This is a genomic window from Rhodopirellula sp. P2 (assembly GCF_028768465.1).
Classification (GTDB): domain Bacteria; phylum Planctomycetota; class Planctomycetia; order Pirellulales; family Pirellulaceae; genus Rhodopirellula.
This window is the reverse complement of the sequence record NZ_CP118225.1, coordinates 6,792,991-6,809,665: the sequence shown is the minus strand read 5'-3', so window position 1 is coordinate 6,809,665 and position 16,675 is coordinate 6,792,991. Positions and strand designations below refer to the sequence as shown.

The 16,675-nt window shown below is 57.8% G+C and carries 16 protein-coding genes; 10 read left to right on the top strand and 6 right to left on the bottom strand.

Annotation, left to right across the window (positions count from 1 at the left end; genetic code table 11):
• Nucleotides 1-262: 262 nt before the first annotated feature.
• The 10 genes from PSR62_RS23875 to PSR62_RS23830 all read left to right on the top strand — a co-directional run bounded on the left by PSR62_RS23875 (nt 263) and on the right by PSR62_RS23830 (nt 9,214).
• Nucleotides 263-916 carry a class I SAM-dependent methyltransferase gene (locus tag PSR62_RS23875; protein ID WP_274405455.1) on the top strand — a complete coding sequence of 218 codons (654 nt, stop codon included), beginning with the start codon at nt 263-265 and terminating at the stop codon, nt 914-916.
• A 156-nt stretch (nt 917-1,072) separates the two neighbouring features.
• Nucleotides 1,073-1,867 (top strand): thymidylate synthase, encoded by a 795-nt coding sequence (locus tag PSR62_RS23870; protein ID WP_274405454.1) that lies wholly within the window; start codon nt 1,073-1,075, stop codon nt 1,865-1,867.
• 7 nt (nt 1,868-1,874) lie between these two features.
• Nucleotides 1,875-2,582, top strand: coding sequence for a dihydrofolate reductase (locus PSR62_RS23865; protein WP_274405453.1), 708 nt, complete (start codon nt 1,875-1,877; stop codon nt 2,580-2,582).
• A 392-nt stretch (nt 2,583-2,974) separates the two neighbouring features.
• Nucleotides 2,975-3,346, top strand: coding sequence for a 30S ribosomal protein S13 (rpsM, locus tag PSR62_RS23860; RefSeq protein WP_007328402.1), 372 nt, complete (start codon nt 2,975-2,977; stop codon nt 3,344-3,346).
• Nucleotides 3,347-3,412: 66 nt separating this feature from the next.
• The gene (gene rpsK / locus PSR62_RS23855; protein WP_047814917.1) at nt 3,413-3,796 is read left to right on the top strand and encodes a 30S ribosomal protein S11; all 384 of its coding nucleotides are present in this window, start codon (nt 3,413-3,415) and stop codon (nt 3,794-3,796) included.
• Between the two features lie 60 nt (nt 3,797-3,856).
• Nucleotides 3,857-4,852 carry a DNA-directed RNA polymerase subunit alpha gene (locus tag PSR62_RS23850; RefSeq protein WP_047814916.1) on the top strand — a complete coding sequence of 332 codons (996 nt, stop codon included), beginning with the start codon at nt 3,857-3,859 and terminating at the stop codon, nt 4,850-4,852.
• An 86-nt stretch (nt 4,853-4,938) separates the two neighbouring features.
• Nucleotides 4,939-5,571, top strand: a complete 633-nt coding sequence (locus PSR62_RS23845; RefSeq protein WP_274405452.1) for a bL17 family ribosomal protein — start codon at nt 4,939-4,941, stop codon at nt 5,569-5,571.
• A 168-nt stretch (nt 5,572-5,739) separates the two neighbouring features.
• Nucleotides 5,740-6,774 carry an exo-alpha-sialidase gene (locus tag PSR62_RS23840; protein WP_274405451.1) on the top strand — a complete coding sequence of 345 codons (1,035 nt, stop codon included), beginning with the start codon at nt 5,740-5,742 and terminating at the stop codon, nt 6,772-6,774.
• A 133-nt stretch (nt 6,775-6,907) separates the two neighbouring features.
• Nucleotides 6,908-8,266: an amidohydrolase family protein gene (locus PSR62_RS23835; RefSeq protein WP_443217324.1), complete on the top strand. Its 1,359-nt coding sequence runs from the start codon at nt 6,908-6,910 to the stop codon at nt 8,264-8,266.
• Nucleotides 8,267-8,284: 18 nt separating this feature from the next.
• Nucleotides 8,285-9,214, top strand: coding sequence for a cupin-like domain-containing protein (locus tag PSR62_RS23830; RefSeq protein WP_274405450.1), 930 nt, complete (start codon nt 8,285-8,287; stop codon nt 9,212-9,214).
• Nucleotides 9,215-9,269: 55 nt separating this feature from the next.
• Here the strand turns inward: PSR62_RS23830 and PSR62_RS23825 are convergent, their stop codons facing one another.
• The 6 genes from PSR62_RS23825 to PSR62_RS23800 all read right to left on the bottom strand — a co-directional run bounded on the left by PSR62_RS23825 (nt 9,270) and on the right by PSR62_RS23800 (nt 16,365).
• A complete protein-coding gene (locus PSR62_RS23825; protein ID WP_236696288.1) occupies nt 9,270-9,728 on the bottom strand; it encodes a superoxide dismutase, Ni in 459 nt (152 codons plus the stop codon).
• Nucleotides 9,729-9,846: 118 nt separating this feature from the next.
• Nucleotides 9,847-11,133: a carboxylate--amine ligase gene (locus PSR62_RS23820; protein WP_274405449.1), complete on the bottom strand. Its 1,287-nt coding sequence runs from the start codon at nt 11,131-11,133 to the stop codon at nt 9,847-9,849.
• Nucleotides 11,130-12,176: a ketopantoate reductase family protein gene (locus PSR62_RS23815; RefSeq protein WP_274405448.1), complete on the bottom strand. Its 1,047-nt coding sequence runs from the start codon at nt 12,174-12,176 to the stop codon at nt 11,130-11,132. The genes PSR62_RS23820 and PSR62_RS23815 overlap by 4 nt, the downstream gene beginning before the upstream one ends.
• 156 nt (nt 12,177-12,332) lie before the next feature.
• The gene (locus PSR62_RS23810; protein ID WP_274405447.1) at nt 12,333-14,012 is read right to left on the bottom strand and encodes a GH3 auxin-responsive promoter family protein; all 1,680 of its coding nucleotides are present in this window, start codon (nt 14,010-14,012) and stop codon (nt 12,333-12,335) included.
• Between the two features lie 345 nt (nt 14,013-14,357).
• On the bottom strand, nt 14,358-14,729 hold the full coding sequence (locus PSR62_RS23805; RefSeq protein ID WP_047814908.1) for a DUF3127 domain-containing protein: 372 nt from the start codon (nt 14,727-14,729) through the stop codon (nt 14,358-14,360).
• Nucleotides 14,730-14,883: 154 nt separating this feature from the next.
• A complete protein-coding gene (locus tag PSR62_RS23800) occupies nt 14,884-16,365 on the bottom strand; it encodes a sensor histidine kinase (protein WP_274405446.1) in 1,482 nt (493 codons plus the stop codon).
• Nucleotides 16,366-16,675: the final 310 nt, after the last annotated feature.

The following is a 16,675-nucleotide window of genomic DNA, read 5'->3' as shown; positions in this document are numbered from 1 at the left end:
TGTCTTGGGCAGACATCTTGTTCAAGTTGTAGTTGCCCGCTCGAAATATGTGGGGTTGAATTTGGCCAAAATCGGGTAATGTCTGGGTGGAAACCACCACGGCCTCGGTTTGGGCGTTGATTTTTACCCAACTGACTTTCGGTTTTTTCAAGTCGTTTTTTCTCTTAAGTGTCCTGAACGCATGTTCTCACGTGTACTGGAGCCTTTTCCGGACGATCCGGCCCTGGATGCAGCCTCTTATCAAGCGATGGATCATCGACAGGTGAACACTGCTTTTGTGGAGGATCTTCTTTCGGGGGGGCGAATTGGCCCGAGGGTCATCGACCTGGGCTGTGGCCCGGCGGGGATCCCGTTGCTCCTGAGCGAGCGGTATCGCGAGGCGGAGGGCAGCGAGGATTTGGAGGGGCAGTCTTTCGCGGAAGGCCGATTGGAAATCATGGCAGTCGATTTCAGTGTCGAGATGTTGGAGTTGGCGCAGTTTGAGGTCGAGTTGGCTGGCATGCAGGACTTGGTGTTCTTGCAGCAAATTGATCTGACCGATCCCGAAAGTCTGCAAGAAGATCTGGCTCAAACCATCATCAGCAACACGGTGCTGCATCACTTGGCTGACCCGATCACCGCGATTCAGGTTGCCGTGCGTGCGTTGAAGCCGGGCGGACGTCTGTTCATTCGCGATTTGTTTCGCCCTGAAAGCGAAGCCGAGATTGAGCGTTTGGTCGAGTTGCATGCGGGATCGGATGCGAACGTCGACGTCCCACCGGAATACGCACCGGCTCAATTGCTGCGGCAATCCTTGTGGGCGGGGCTGACCTTGCAGGAATCTCGCGCGATGGTGGCCAGCGTGGGGATTCCGGAGGAAGCCGTGCAGATGACAAGCGACCGGCATTGGACGTTGGACTGGACGATGCCGGTTTGAGTCTGACCCGACGAATCGCCTGGAATGGAAGGGGCAGCTGCGTCGTCCGTGCTGATTTTGTTGGGCAGGACGGATGCTCCCGAAAGGCCTTGGCTGTTACCATTCAAGATTCGGCGAAACAGATTCGCCGGCAGTTCCAAATCGCACGAGACGCTCATGCAAGGCTATTTGCAACTCCTCGACGAAGTCCTGCACAGCGGGATTGATCGAGACGACCGGACCGGTGTTGGCACCCGCAGCTTGTTCGGGCGTCAAATGCGGTTTGACCTGGCAGACGGTTTTCCATTGCTGACGACCAAAAAACTGCACATTCGTTCGATTTTGCACGAATTGCTGTGGTTCCTGCGTGGCGACACCAACATTGGTTATCTGAAAGAAAACAAGGTCTCGATCTGGGACGAATGGGCGGACGAGTCCGGCGACCTCGGCCCCGTGTACGGACACCAGTGGCGAAGTTGGGAGGGAGCTGACGGCAAAACAGTCGACCAGATCAGTTGGGTCGAAAACGAAATCCGCACAAACCCGCAGTCTCGTCGGTTGGTGGTTTCCGCTTGGAATGTGGCCGACGTGCCCAAGATGGCTTTGCCGCCCTGTCATTTGTTGTTTCAGTTTTATGTCTCCGGTGGTCGGTTGTCGTGCCAGCTGTATCAGCGAAGTGCGGATTTGTTCTTGGGCGTTCCGTTCAACATCGCTAGCTACGCGATGCTGACATCGATGATGGCGCAGGTGACCGGTTTGAAGCCGGGTGAATTCGTTCACACGCTGGGGGACGTGCACCTGTACAGCAACCATTTCGACCAGGCTCGAGAGCAGCTCCGTCGAACGCCGCGGTCGTTGCCGACGTTCCACATCAAGCGGGATGTGGCGACGATCACGGAATTCCAGTTTGATGATTTCGAATTGGAAAACTACGACCCGCATCCCCACATCAAAGCTCCGGTGGCGGTTTAGAAGCGGTATGTGTGAACTCAGCTCCCGCCCCGATCCCAGTCCGTCGGATTCATCCGCATCGTCGCTGGGGCCCGATCCAGCGAGCCAGGCCAGTCACAGCGGCCAGTCGGGGGACGCGGCAGGCGAGCCCTCGCGTTCGCCGTCCGTTCGCGATTCGGTGCCCACTGAAATGGGCCCCACCGATCGCCGTGTCGGATGCCGGATCACTGCCGTCGTTGCGGCCACCCCGGATGGCGTGATTGGGGATGAGCAAGACATGCCGTGGCGATTGTCCTCCGATCTGAAGAGGTTCAAGCAGGCCACCATGGGGGGTGCGTTGATCATGGGCCGAAAGACGTTTGAGTCGATCGGTCGGGTTCTGCCGGGGCGTCAAACGATTGTTCTCACGCGACAGGACGGTTGGAATTTCCCTGGGACCCAGACGGCGTCCGGGGCGAGCGAAGCGATTGCGTTTGCGGCCCAGCGGCGGATTTTTGTCGTCGGTGGGGGGCAGATTTACCAGCAGTGGTTCCCTTTGTGCACTGATTTGTGGTGGACCAGGGTCTGGGCCAACCTTTCCGGCGACACACGGATCGATTTGCCGCTGGAAGAGTTTGAGTTGGTTTCTCAAACATCGTTCCCGGTGACCGCCAAAGACGACTACCCAACCGATTGGTTGCGGATGCGTCGTCGAATTCCGAGCCCCAAACTTGCCGGGCCGAACCCGGCTGAGTAGCCCTCCAAACGGTCGGAACGGGCTCTCGGCGACTCAATCGGTTGCCTTGGGGGCACAAATCTGGAGGGTTCTCAAGAAAACTCGGATGAGATTTCAGTGTGGGTGGGGCGTCCGCCGATGCATCCAATTCAACGTTGTTTCGGGGCTCTGCTGGAGGTTTCGGGCAAACGTTGACGTGGGGATGTGACCAGCTGACGACTTCCCCCGAAAAAAATTCCGGATTGCTTTTGTCGCTTCCACTTGAGCAAAAAGGGGGCCGACTGCTATAGTCCGCGATCCGCTGGCGAAGACGCACTTGCGTTCCATCGCCATCCAGCGCTTCTGAAGCGTAACAACGCACAAAATCTAACCTCCTTCGCAGCTGCTCTCGGAGTATCGCCATGCCCCGTCTGATGGGCGTCGACATCCCCAACGACAAACAGATTCAATATTCGCTGACGTACCTGTACGGCCTTGGGCTGTACCGGGCTCGTGAGGTGTGTGAAAAATTGGGCATTGACCCAACTTCACCCGCCAGCGACATCAGCGATGAAGATGTAGGTCGCATCGCAGCCCTTCTCGAACGAGACTATCTCGTCGAGGGTCCGCTGCGTCGTCAAGTGACTCAAAACATTAGCCGCATGCGGGAGATCAAATCCTACCGCGGCATCCGGCACCGTGTCAGCTTGCCTGTTCGTGGGCAACGCACCAAGACCAATGCTCGGACCCGCAAAGGGCCTCGTAAGACGGTCGCTGGTAAGAAGGGCGTCAAGGATCTGCGATAGTCGCAGGATTCTCTTGATTCCATTTTCCTTCCTTTCCCCATTCATTGATCTGTTTGAGAAGTTTCGGTGGCAAAGACCAACAAGAAAAAACGCATCCGCAGAAATGTCAGCAACGGTGTTGCTCACGTTCACGCGACATTCAACAACACCACCGTGACCATCACGGATTCCAAGGGTGACACGTTGTGCTGGGCCAGTGCCGGAACCAGCGGTTTCAAGGGCAGTCGCAAAAGCACTCCGTTTGCGGGTCAGTGTGCTGCTCAACAGGCTGCTGAGAAGGCAACCAAGTTTGGCATGCGTGACGTGGAAGTTCGCGTCAAAGGTCCTGGGTCTGGTCGCGAAAGTGCCATCACCGCACTGCAAGCTGCTGGTTTGAACGTGAAATTGATCGAGGAAGTGACCCCCATCCCGCACAACGGTTGCCGTCCTCGCAAGAAACGCCGCGTCTAATTCCCGCTGACGCCGCTTCGTTTCTGATCAACCCCATCCCGCATCCATCAAAGGCCCAACATGACCATGCACATCCGCTGGCGCGGAATGGAACTGCCCAGTTCGCTCGAAGTCGATCGTGACTCGCTGACCCAAACCTACGGCAAGTTTTCTGCCGAGCCATTTGAGCGTGGTTTTGGTGCCAGCATTGGCAACAGCATGCGTCGCGTGCTGCTGAGCAGTTTGGTGGGCAGTGCCGTCACCCAAATCAAAATCCGTGGTGCTCAACACGAGTTCACATCGATTCCAGGTGTTCTTGAAGATGTCACCGACATCGTCCTGAATGTCAAATCGTTGATCGTGAGCAGCAACACCGATTCGACTCGAGTGATCACCGTCGAACGCAACACCGCTGGTGTTGTCACCGGTGCTGACGTTCAGACCGACGCGGACGTTGAAGTCATCAACAAAGATCACGTCATCTGCACGTTGACCGACGACGTTCCATTCATGATGGAAATGGTTGTTGAAACCGGTCGCGGTTATGTTCCTAGCACGGAACACAGCAGCGTGGATCACGAGATCGGAATCATCCCGATCGACGCGGTCTTCAGCCCCATCGTTCGTGTTCGTTACGAAGTGGAAGCGACACGTGTCGGTCAGAAGACCAACTACGATCGTTTGATCCTCGAAATTTGGACTGACGGAACAATCAACCCAGAGATGGCGTTGACCGAAGCCGCCAAGATCCTTCGCAAACACCTCAACCCGTTCGTGCAATACCGCGAATTGGGACCAAGCATTTTCTCCGCCGCTCGCGGTGGAGCTGGTTCGCCTGAAGCTCAGCTGGAAGCGAAGTTGAACATGACTCTCGCCGACCTGCGTTTGTCGGTGCGAGCCAACAACTGCTTGGAAAGCGAAAACATCATGACTGTTCGCGACCTTGTGCAGCGAACCGAAGATTCATTGTTGGAAGTTCGCAATTTTGGCGACACAACTCTCAACGAAGTTCGTGAAAAGCTTTCGCAGTATGGGTTGCACCTCGGCATGCGTGTGCCGAATCAGCCTCTGTTTTAAGTGGAAACGCATCGCGTCTGCGGTGCATTCCCAACGACTTCAATCACCTTTCATTTCACTCCCATTCAATTTGACGGACTCGCGTCATGCGTCACCGCCGCAAAGGCCGCGTTCTCGGCCGCTCTCCAGCTCACCGCAAAGCATTGTTGCGGAACCTGTCTAGCGCCCTGTTCTTGACCGAACGTGACGCCAGCTTGGATGAAAATGCTCCCAAGGTCCCAGGTCGTATCATCACGACTTTGGAAAAGGCCAAGGAAGTTCGTCCTTTGGTCGAGAAGTGCATCACGCTCGCAAAGCGTTCGATGGCTGCTCTCGAAGAAGCCAAGAAGTACGAAACAACCGCCGAGCGTGGTTCCGACGAATACAAGAAGTGGCGTAAGAGTGAGCAGTGGACCAAGTGGGCCGACGCTCGTGCTCCTTACGTCAACGCTCAACGCCGCGTTTTGCAACTGATTGGTGACCGCGAAGCCGTTTCGGTTTTGTTTGACACCATCGCAGAACGTTTCGTCGATCGTCCCGGTGGTTACACCCGGATCATGCGTTTGGCCACACCTCGTTTGGGTGACGGCGGAACACGTGCGATTCTGGAACTCGTCGGCAAGAACGATCGGGTCACCCGTTCCGCACAACGCCCTGCTTTCGAGCAAGACGCCCCCGAGAACACATCGGCTCCCGAAGCTGACGCCAAGACCGAAGAAGAAACCGCTTCGGCTAGCTGAACCTCGTTCGCAAATCATTGAAAAAGAAAGCAGTCCAATCGGGGCTGCTTTTTTTATGCGCGTTCACTTGGGGGTGAGTGCGCCAGGAACTATTCTCTCCGGGGTTGGATGCTCGTTCTGAGCGAACGTGCCTCCTGGTTTTTCAGTTCAGTCATTGGAGGTCGGAAGATGAGTGCAGTGAAGCGAGTGTCGGTTGGGGTGGGGACGTGGGTTCTGTTGTTGTTGGCCACGTTGCAGCTGCCCTCCGCGGGTGACGCGGCTGAGTTGGTGCGAGTGGATCGCATCTGGGACGAGGCACATCACAACGCGTTCACGGATCTGGCTCGTTTCCAAGGGCATTGGTTCTGCGTCTTCCGTGAGGGCACGCGGCACGTTTCGGACGATGGCGCGTTGCGGGTGCTGCGGAGCGAAGATGGATTGAAGTGGGAATCGGTCGCGTTGATTGAAAGCGACACCGCTGATCTGCGTGACGCAAAGTTGTCGGTCACTCCGGATGGGAAGTTGCTGTTGAGCGGCGCTGGGGCGCTGCATGACGCGAGTCATGGAAGCCATCAGTCCTACAATTGGTTTTCCGACGATGGGGTGACCTGGAGTGAGTCGGTGGCCATCGGCAAGATCAGTGATTGGCTTTGGCGGACGTCTTGGTCGCCTGCCGGCAAGGGGTACAGCATTGGCTATCGGACTGCCGCTCCGGAGGATCGGTTCGTCCGTTTGTATGAGACAGAGGATGGGCGTCAGTACGACGTGTTGGTCGACAATCTGATGATCGACGGCTATCCCAATGAATCTGCGATCCTGTTTTCGGAAGCTGGCACGGCGCACTGCTTGTTGCGTCGAGATGCCGGGAGCAAGTCAGGGATGTGGGGGGTGGCCAAGCCGCCTTACACCGATTGGAAATGGCAGGACATGGGGGTCCGAATTGGCGGGCCACAGATGATTCGTTTGCCCAATGGCAAGGTGGTTGCGGCAGTGCGTCTTTATGACGGTCAGGTTCGTACCTCACTGTGCTGGATCGATCCAGATACCGGTGCCTTGGATGAGTTTCTCGCTCTGCCCTCTGGCGGCGACACGAGCTATGCCGGGTTGGTGTATCACGACGGTTTGCTGTGGGTGAGTTATTACTCGCAACACGAGTCACTGGATGCGGAAGTCGAGACTGACTTCACAACTGCGATTTATGTTGCTCAGGTCAAGCTGGACTGATCTTCCGGCAATGGATCGACGCGAAATGGGGGGGCGACGTTGTTCGTTCGTCCTCGTCGAATCTTCAAACGAGTGCGGATGGTTGAACGCTACAATTCGCGACGAGTCTTTCTTCCCTTGGTATGTGAGTTGTATGACTGTTCGACGTGCGTTGTTTGGTTTGGTCGGTTGGACCACTGCCGCGGTGTGGTGTTGCCCCGTGTTGGCGGAATCGCCGAGTGATCGCGACGTAGCGTCGAAACGGGTGCACGCCGCTGATGCCGCCGGGCCCGGCACCGCGGACTGCGGGGCGAAGCAGGTTGCCACGGAAGAGGTGGATTCAGAAAGCACCGAGTCAACCGAAATGGGCTCCGGGGCGGCGGAATCCGACAAGCTGGACGGCAGGGACGGACGTGATTTGTCCGTGCATCGATACAACCCTAAGTCGCAGTTGAAAACAAAAGTCACGAAGGTGAGTCGGGCGGCGTTTCCGGTGGTCGACGTGCACACGCACTTCTTTTACCGATTGCGAATGAACCGCGAGGCTCTCGAAGATTTTGTCGCGGCCATGGATTGCAATCGCATCGCGTTGTGCGTGTCTCTGGACGGCAAGCTTGGCTCGCAGTTTCAGGAGCAAAAGGAGTTCTTGTGGAAGGAGCATCGCGATCGTTTCGTGTTGTATGCCAACGTGGATTGGCGTGGCGACGGTGCGGTGGACGACCCTTCCACCTGGGCGTGTCACCGTCCTGGGTTTTCAGAGCGGACTGCCGAGCAATTGCGGGAGGCGGTCAAGCAAGGGGCCTCGGGATTGAAGTTGTTCAAGCGTTTTGGTTTGGGCCATCGCAATCCGGATGGCTCGCTGGTCAAGATTGATGATCCGCGATGGGATCCGATTTGGGCTGCATGCGGGGAGCTTCAGATACCAATCATCATTCACACGGCCGATCCGGCGGCCTTCTTTGATCCAATTGATGAACGCAACGAACGCTGGGAAGAGTTGTCGCGGCATCCCGATTGGAGTTTTCATGGTGAGGAGTACCCTTCTCGCGAAGAGCTGTTCGAGGCTCGGAATCGGATGATTGCAAAGCATCCCAAGACGCAGTTCATCGGCGCCCACATCGCCAACAGTCCCGAGGACCTGGCGTTGGTCAGCGAGTGGATGGATCGGTATCCCAATTTGTGGATCGAGCCTGCGTCACGAATCAACGAGCTTGGGCGTCAGCCTCGTGCAGCACGAGAGTTTTTGATTCGGTACCAGGACCGGATTTTGTTCGGGACGGATGGTCCGTGGCCGAAGAAACGCCTGAAGTACTATTGGCGATTCTTTGAAACCAATGACGAGGCGTTTCCGTACAGCGAAAAGGAGCCACCGCCGCAGGGGTTGTGGCAGATCGATGGGGTGGAGCTTCCTCCCCAGGTGCTCCGGAAGCTGTATTATGAGAACGCCATCAAACTGATCCCCGGCGTTCGGGAACGGGTGGAAGCATTTGCCGAGCAGCATTCCTCGGATTGATCTCAACGAGACAGCATCATGACCACGTCCCTTCCGGCCGCTCGCGAGATTCCATCGTTGGACGCCAATGATGTCGAAGCCTTTTTTCGCGATCATTACGCGACCGAACAGCCTGTGATTTTTCGGGGTGTGACGCACGCGGACGGTGGTGCGGAAGAGGTTTGCCGATCTCTGTGTGACAAGATCGCGGTTGATACGTCCGTGACCGAGCGATTGCTTTGGTATGACGTCCGGCAGGAGATCATTGATGATGCTTGCACGACGCCGCCCGTCGTGACGAAATCAATGAATCCGGACACCGCCTTCCTGCGGGACAACTGCGTTCGCGTTTGGTTCAACTCGGGTGGGCACACCACGCCGTGGCACTACGACGGACACTCGTTGCACGTTTTTAATTTGCAGCTCAAAGGCAAAAAGCACTGGACGATCGTCGCCCCAGAAACGCCGCTTCCCAACATGCCATTCTCGAAGACTTGTTTGTTCGAGGACAACTCCTTGAAAGGCAAGCGTGTCTATGAGTTTGATCTGAACGAGGGCGACATGGTGTTTTTGCCTCGGTATTGGTTCCATCACGTGCACTCGATTGGCGAACTCAATGTCAACGTGAACTGGGTTCTGATGCCCAAGCAGCAGCCTGCCGCAACCAAGATTGCAGCGCGTGAATCAGAGATCCTGTGGCTGCTTCAGAAGACGAGGGTGGTGATGCCGTCGGGCGTCAAATGGATGCTTGATAATTTCGCGGGCGCGGGTGAACCGGCGCTGAACACGCTGACGCAAGAGGTTTCTGTGGGGCGCGGTTTGAGTCGCGTGGCGAAGGAGGTGGTCCGCAGTCCGATGGTGATCTTGGCGATTCCCACCTTGATTCGAAAAGCCCGGACGGTGATGAAGGGAAAGAAGATTCTCAGCGGTTTGCTGCAAACGAGTCAGGCCGCCCAAAAGGCGGCCTGAGGTTGGGTTTTCGTGCTGAACTGGGCCGAGCGGGTTGGGCTGCTCGCCCGGTCGATCAATGTTCGTGATCGAAGTCTGGTTTCTTGCCTTCGTAAGCTTCGTAGAAGGCGAAGATCGATTCTTCCAGGGCTTTCGCCGTCGCGGGATCGGCGGACTGCTTGGCTTTCATCGCGTTGACGATCACCTTGTGAGCGGCCATCAGTTTCTTGCCATAGGCAGGGTCGTCCGTTTTGATCCGCTGAGCCATGAAGTAGGCCGCGATCGTGTTTTGGATGCGGGTGGCGTGGTCTTCTTTGGTGGTGACCCAGCGGACGGCTTGGTTGACCGATTGGGCATCGGCCTTGCCGGCCAACGAGTTGATTTCGGTTTGGGCTTTCGAAATCGTGTGCTCGTCCTCCAGCATTTCTTCAAAGCGACGTTGGTCGCCATAGATACCGCAAGGAACTTGGCAGTGAGCCGAAGCGATGGTGGCAAACACGAGTGTCAGGATGGTCGAGGCAAACAAGCGATTCATATTGTGGTCCAGTGGGGGGATTGGAGTGAAAGAGCATGACGATCCAATGGGCGCAAATCGACTTGCACCGCCTTCCAATTGTACCGACTTCTTCTGCCGGTGCGGCGTGAGCTTCGTCTCACTCAAAGATTGCCAAAAGTTCCTGCTGGGGGAGGCGGGCGATGTTTGCCACTGCGTCGGCGTTCAGCCCATAATTGGCGACCGTCGAGCGAACCATCTTGTGTGAGCGTTTGGGCGACAGCAGCAGTTCGATTGCGACGGCGAGTGGCGGGATGCCGCTGAGTGGATCCTGCCTCAGACGCATCATTTCGGGCTGGGAATCGCGGTAGCCATGACGGTGACGGAGTCGGTTCATGCATTCATGCCACACCGCCGCTCGCGAGTTGGTCTGCATGGCTTGGTCGAGCAGCGCGGTGAGGAATTGGTGAGATTTGACTCCCGCGATTCCTGAGGCGACGGGCGACGACGGCGGGATCTCTTGGAGCGAAATGTGCACCAAGAGTTCGCACAAATTGACGCCGGCTAGCATCGCATTGACGGTTTCGCCGATGCGCGGGTTGGCCTCGATGAATTGATGGCGACGGGATGACTGGTCGTAGAAGTATTCGACGAAGAGGGCTCCGTGCCAGTCCAGCGACTCACCCAGTCTTCGGACATCGTCGGCGACGTTTTCGCGGTGCGTGCTGACGCGAACAATCGGAGCCCCGCCGACACCGCGTCGCAGTGCCATCGCATCGTGCCAAGCGACGAGGCGACCGCGATCGAAGATGGCTTGCAGGATCGACAGTTCACCGGGGGCTGCTGATTGCAGGACAATTTCTTGGTTGGGAAGCGAGTCGCTGTTGGCCGTTTGCTCTTGGACCCATTCAAGCATCTCCGTGGAGTCCTGAATCGCGATCACACCTCGTCCCGCGGTTCCGTGTGCCGTTTTGAGGAAGCAGGGGAAGTTGGATTGTGCCAGGCAGCCTTCGCGGAGTGTTTCGAGCGAAGTTCCGTCAACGATGCGAGTCTCGGGTTGAGGCAAGCCTTGTTCTTTCATCACCCGTGCGAAATTGGCTTTGTTTTGCAATCGGTCGATCGCATCAAACGTTGGCAAGGCCACGCCAACATGGTTTTGAAGTTGGTCACGCACGCGACTGAGCAGGTAGGCTTGCTCGTGCGTGGCGATGACCACATCGTAACCGTGAGCGTCGATCAGTTCTTTCAGTCTTCGCAAGTACGCGATCGGATCCACGGAAGAGAGCGGGCATCGGTGCCAGTGTCTCACGAACGTGCTGAAGCGGCCTTGGCTGAGTGCGGCCGAATCCATCACGTCGATCGTGTGTCGGCCGCCAAGGCAGTGCAATGTTTGGCGAGCCGACGTGCTCGATCCTTCCGTCAACAGGATTCGCCGCGTTTTGCTCATCGCGATTGGATCGTCTGGAAGCGTTCGATGACTTCTTCGCGGGTGAAGAACTCACCGGCTCCGCGTTGTTCGATCTCGTGGGCCAAGTCGATCACCATCTGGTTGCAGGGAGCCGTCGTGCCGTGCCGTTCAGCCAAGCGAACGATTTCACCGAGGGTGTGGTCGACTTCGGTGCCTTTGCCTTTGAGCAGGTCCTGGTACAGAGAAAACTGAATCGGGCGGCGGTTGAAGATCAGCTTGGCACCCGTGCCCACGATCGGGCCAAGCAATCGAGAGTCGAGTTTTCCGAAGAAGCCTCGCAGTTTTCGGATGTCGGGAAGCTTGGGGATGTTGGCAAGCTGGACGCCCGCGGTCTCGAAAACTCGCAAGCATTCATCGGCCAGCGGTTTCCCCACGGCGGTCCGCCATCCCCGGTGGCAGACGGCTTCGGTGATGAAGTTGGACTGCGAGAGCGAGGCTGCGTATCCGGGGGAGTTGATGGCCAGTTTGTTGTACCGGACGCCTTCGACATTGCGTTCTTCGAAAACGCGAAAGCCAGTCTTCTCAAGCGTCTTGGTCGCGGCCGTCGCGGAGGCGGCGTTGGTGCCTTGGGCATTCGGGCCGAGCACGATCGTGCCTTTGAACTGCAGGCTGGCGGTGCCGGGTTCAGGAACGGTCACGTTGGTTGCGGTGATCCCCATGACCAAGCGGTCTGCGTCGACGTGTTGCAGCAAGGCTTCGTCATTGAATCCGTTTTGGACGGACACCACGATGGCAGAACCAAGGTAGGGGGCGACTGTGGCGATGGCTTCGGCGGTGGCCTGAGACTTGACCGTCACCAGGACCAGGTCTGAGTCCGCGATGTCGGCTGGGTTGTCGGTGCCTTGGACGGGGACTTCGCGAGTCGGCCAGGGACCCTGCAGTTGGACACGGCCCGTGTCGCGAATGGTTTGAATGTGTGGCCCGCGTCCGAGCAAGACGACTTGGCAAGACGGATCGTTGTCGCGGATCAAACCGCCGAGCATGGTGCCGATCGCGCCGGCCCCCAGAACACTGATTTTCATAGCAGGATGTCGGTCATGAGAGATAGAAAAGGCCGGCGCACAGAATTTCGATGAGGCATGATAACGGTCCGGCGATGGCTCTTTAAGTGACGCTCGCCGAATTGAAGCACATGCAGAGTGTGCGTTCACGCGAGGCGCCGATCCCGGTTGGGCTGCTCAGTGGGATGGAGGGGAATCCAGTTGACGGAGGTTTTGCACAAACTCAGGATCGTTTGTGAGACACGGGTGTTTGTACTCTTCGAAGTTGCCTCGTTTCGAGGTCTTGTTGAGTCTCAGCTTTTCCCAGGTGCCAGCGGGGACGCGAGTGACCTGGATCGGTTCGATGCGTCCACTGGCGCACTTGTCGGCGTACTCGCAGTTGACTTGTGACAATTGGTGCTGCAGTTCGTTGCCAATTTGCTCACAGAGGTTGGGCAGCGAGGCATCGTCCAGGATCAAGTGGTAACGCGGGCGTTCGCCCAGCGTCGGTGCCAGGGTGAAGGTGCAGGATGGAACGTTGAGGGTTTGCAGGGTTTGCTGCATCGCCTGCATGACTTGATGTTCGCTGAGTTTTTCACCTGTGAAGCTGCAGAAGTTTTTGCCTTTGTTGAGGAACGACAACATGGGGGTTTGGCCGCAGTAGCCATCGCATCGCACGAGATCGTGAATGTCGTAGCGATACAAGCCGCTGGCAGTTGTCAGCACGATGAAGTAGTTCTCGCCCTCGGTCAGTTCGGAAGCTTCCAGCACGTTTGGCTGGCTGCTGTCGCGTTCGGATTCAGGGATGAATTCAAAGTGGTGGCTGCTGTAGTCGAGCATGCCTGACGGCGAGCCATTTTGCAGCGGCACGGTCATCCGACCTTCGCTGGCCGAGAGTCCGTGGTCACGGATCGCAACATCGCCGTAGTACGCGGGCAATTGGTTCAGGTAGATGCCAACGGAGCCACCAGTCCACACGGCCAGTAGCGTGAGGTCAGGCCAGGCGTCTTTGGGGTACAGGTGACCGGTTCGATCGACAATTTGTTGCAGTTGCCTCGCTCGGCGAGGGTTGGGCCGGAGGCGAGATCGCAGTCGTTGCCGGATCGTATCGGGGATCGGTTGGTCGCCGGTGAGCGTGCCGTCGTGGATGTCCCGAATCAGTGTGTCTTTCATGGAGTCGGCAAACTTGGCGACTTCCACCAGCGTGCTTGGATTGGCGGTGACGATTTTTCCAACGCGGTCGCACGCGAGGCTGAGGCGGAGCGCGGTGTAGTGTTTTGCCAGGTGTTCCGTGATTTGGATGACACAGGAGGGCAGGACAAACAGCGATCCGATGTAGAATGGTCGCGTTTCCGCGGCCAGCCCGCTGATGTTCCCACAGGGAGCACCCGAAGGAGTTTGGGTAACGTTCCAGTGGCTCGAGAACTGGAGCGATTTCATTTGCAGCAGTTGCGGGTAGTCGCGGTAAACCCCCGTGCCCCAGTATTGCCAGCCGGCTTTGTAGTGTCGGTAGAAGTCTTCTGTGACCGGGATCATTTTGGGGTGATCGGTGGTCCCCGAAGTCGTCGCGAACATGACGACTTTGGTGTTCTCGGGGAACAGAGCCGTGGTTTCGCCTTGGATCACGCGGTCAACGTACGGGCGTGCTTCGTCGTAGCCTGCAATCGGAACGCGTCGGCGGTAATCTTCGAGCGTGCGGATTTCAGAAAAACCGTGGTCGCGGCCGAAGCCGGTGTCCGCGTTTTGCCGGATTCGCTGAAGCAAGTTTTCTCGCTGGATCTCGCGCGCACGCTCCGCTGTGGCGAGGTACCGGTCCAAGCGGCCGATCTTGTATCGCAGCATCGAACGCCGCAGGAGCGTCATCGGATCGGGGGACATGGTGAGCGGGCTCCCTTCGGTCGGAATGGGCCAATCAGCTCAGAATGTTCTCAGCATCCTTCGCTCGTCGCGAATCCAGTGCGCGGGGAGGCGGATGCATTTGGCGTCCGAGGCGGAACACGAGGGAGGCCGAGATCGGGCCGCTGTGTGCAGCGATGGCGAGGCAATCTGAGTTGTCTGGAGGACCTTTGTAGTCCCCCAGATGGCTGGTGCCAAGTTGAGGACAGTGCCCTCGAAACGATTTGCCTCCCATTCAGGAGTGCGTTTGCTCCTGCGGGTGACTCCGTGTCGCCCTGCCCAACAGCTTCTGTTGGGTGGGTTTCCGGTCTGCCAGGCTGGCCTCGATCAGAAGGGAGCTTCGTCGTCCACTTCGTTGAACGCGTCGTTGGCAGCTTCGGTGCCTCCGCCGCCGGTTCCGCCTGACGCACCGACCACTTTGTAGGAAAGTGCCTCGACGCTGACGAAGTATTTGACTTCGCTTTGCGGGTCACGCTGCCATTTCCGGCCGTTCAGACGGTAAGCGACTTCAACTTCGTCGCCCATGTTCATTTCGTCGACGCTGTCGCAAGCGTCGCGAGTGAATTCGATGGGGATGTAGTTGCTGAAGCTGCCTTTGTCTTGTTCGAGTACCACCATCCGTTTGCGAAACCCTTTTTGACCGTAAGTCTTGGTTTCTTCGATCACGTGGACCACGCCTCGAACTGTTGAATCACTCATCTCGCTACTCGCCCGCATGTTTCTCGCAAAATCGTCTGTTCGGTCGAAAACGGACCGAAGCAATCACAGCGGCGAAGTGTAAACGTTGATCGCAAACCGCTAAAGGTCCTAAACCCAAACGTCTGAAATCCCAAGTGTCTTTGGGCGGCGGTGCTCAGCCTTGCGGCCGGAGGGCAGCGGATTGTTGTTGCAGTCGCTCCGATTGCGTTTTCATTCGCTGGTTCATGCGGCGAAGCTCTTCGTCAAGTCGAGCGGAGGCGACGGGAGAAAAGCTAATCTCGGGCGTTCCCAGTCGAACGGAGTCGACATCGGGGATGGTCCCCGGGGCTTCGGCCAGCGATCGGGTGGTCATTGCATCGAGCAGCAAGCACTGAAGGCTGCGCTCGTGAACGGGCACGATCGAGGGTTCGCTCCAGTGCAGGTGCATGGCGGGGGTGGCACGGCGAGAGAGCGATTCGATCTGCTGCATCCGGGCGGGCATGCTGTGATGGTCGGCGTCGAGTGCACACACCCAGCTGCGTCGCGAAGTGCGATAGGCCAGCTCAAATTGGCTGAGGTCGTATTGCAGCGTTTCGTCGAAAAGATCCGCCATTTCCATCGAGCACTCCTCGTCAGCGGTCACTCGCCCGAGCGCCAGCCGATCGGGACGGGTGGGGCGGCTGTCATCGGATTGCAACTGGATTTCATGCCAGGACGATGGGTGCTGAACGGTTTCGATCCGCACCCGTTTGCCGCCCAGGAGCTCGCGTTCCGCCACGTCGGGGGCGGCTGACTTCCACTGTTGGATCGTCTTGGGGCGAGAGCGTCCTCCGCGTTTCTGGGAGCGGAACCGAGCGAAGGTGGTCGCGATTCCGGCGGGGGTGGCCAGAGGGGTTTCGAACATCGCATCGGTGCCGCTGCCTACCCGGCTCCGCAACGTCAGACGCGAATAGTGGAGCGAGGCCATTTGTCGAGCGATCATGAGCCCCAGGCCTTCGCCGCCCAAGTCCGACTCGATTGAGCTCGTTCCGCTGATTTGCTGCAGTCGTTGAGGGGCGATGCCTCGTCCGCGATCGACCACGGACCAAACCGCGACTCCGCGAGTCAGGTCGTCTTCCACCCGAATCAGGATCGGCGAACCGGCTTGGCTGGCGCGTTCGGCATTGATGATCAGGTTGGTCAGCAATCGCGTCAGGATCGTCGGGTCGATCAACACATCGGCTGAGTTCGGATCCGCGCCGTCCCAGAGCAAGTCGATTTGCTTGTGGTTGAGGATCGAGCGGGTGGCCAATTCAACCGATTCGCGAATCGCGGAACGCTTGGTTGCGACCCGGCGAACACGAGGCGTTCCCGATCTCAGTCGTTCGGCTCGCGCCAGTTCACCGATCAGGGAATCGATGTAGCGACACTGGTTCATCGCCCCTCGTAAAAATTCTGCCTGCGAGGGGGTCACGTCGCCGAGGCTGCCATCGCGGATGACTTCCATGGTGGCCGCGATCCCCGCCAGGGGCGATTTGAGATCGTGCGCGGTTTCGCTCAGCAGTCGCACGGCCGCGCCGAGTGGATCGGGGGCCGTTTCCTTGGTGGGGGAGGCGGTGTGGCGACGGATGCGGCGGCTGGGACGCAGGCCGGTGGATTGGTGGCTGGACGGGGGCATGTTAGGGGCTTTCGTTCACGACGGGGCAGGCGTGTCGTTGCCGCTTGGCGGGGCGTCTTTCTCTGGGCGTTGGGGAAAACGCGGACGGAGATGCCATCGACAAAATGCCACTGACGGCCCGTCGATTTGATCGCACGCTTCAATGTGAAACCAATTGCAGCAACGAATACTTCATCGACCGATGTTGTCCCGCAGAGGGGCGTTGCCTTGAAAAATGCTGTTTTGCCAGCAGCATTGGTTCGGCGGATTTGGGGAGTTGAACCGGTCGCACCGGTTTTGAGCGTTTGACGGAATCATCCGAATTCGGCGG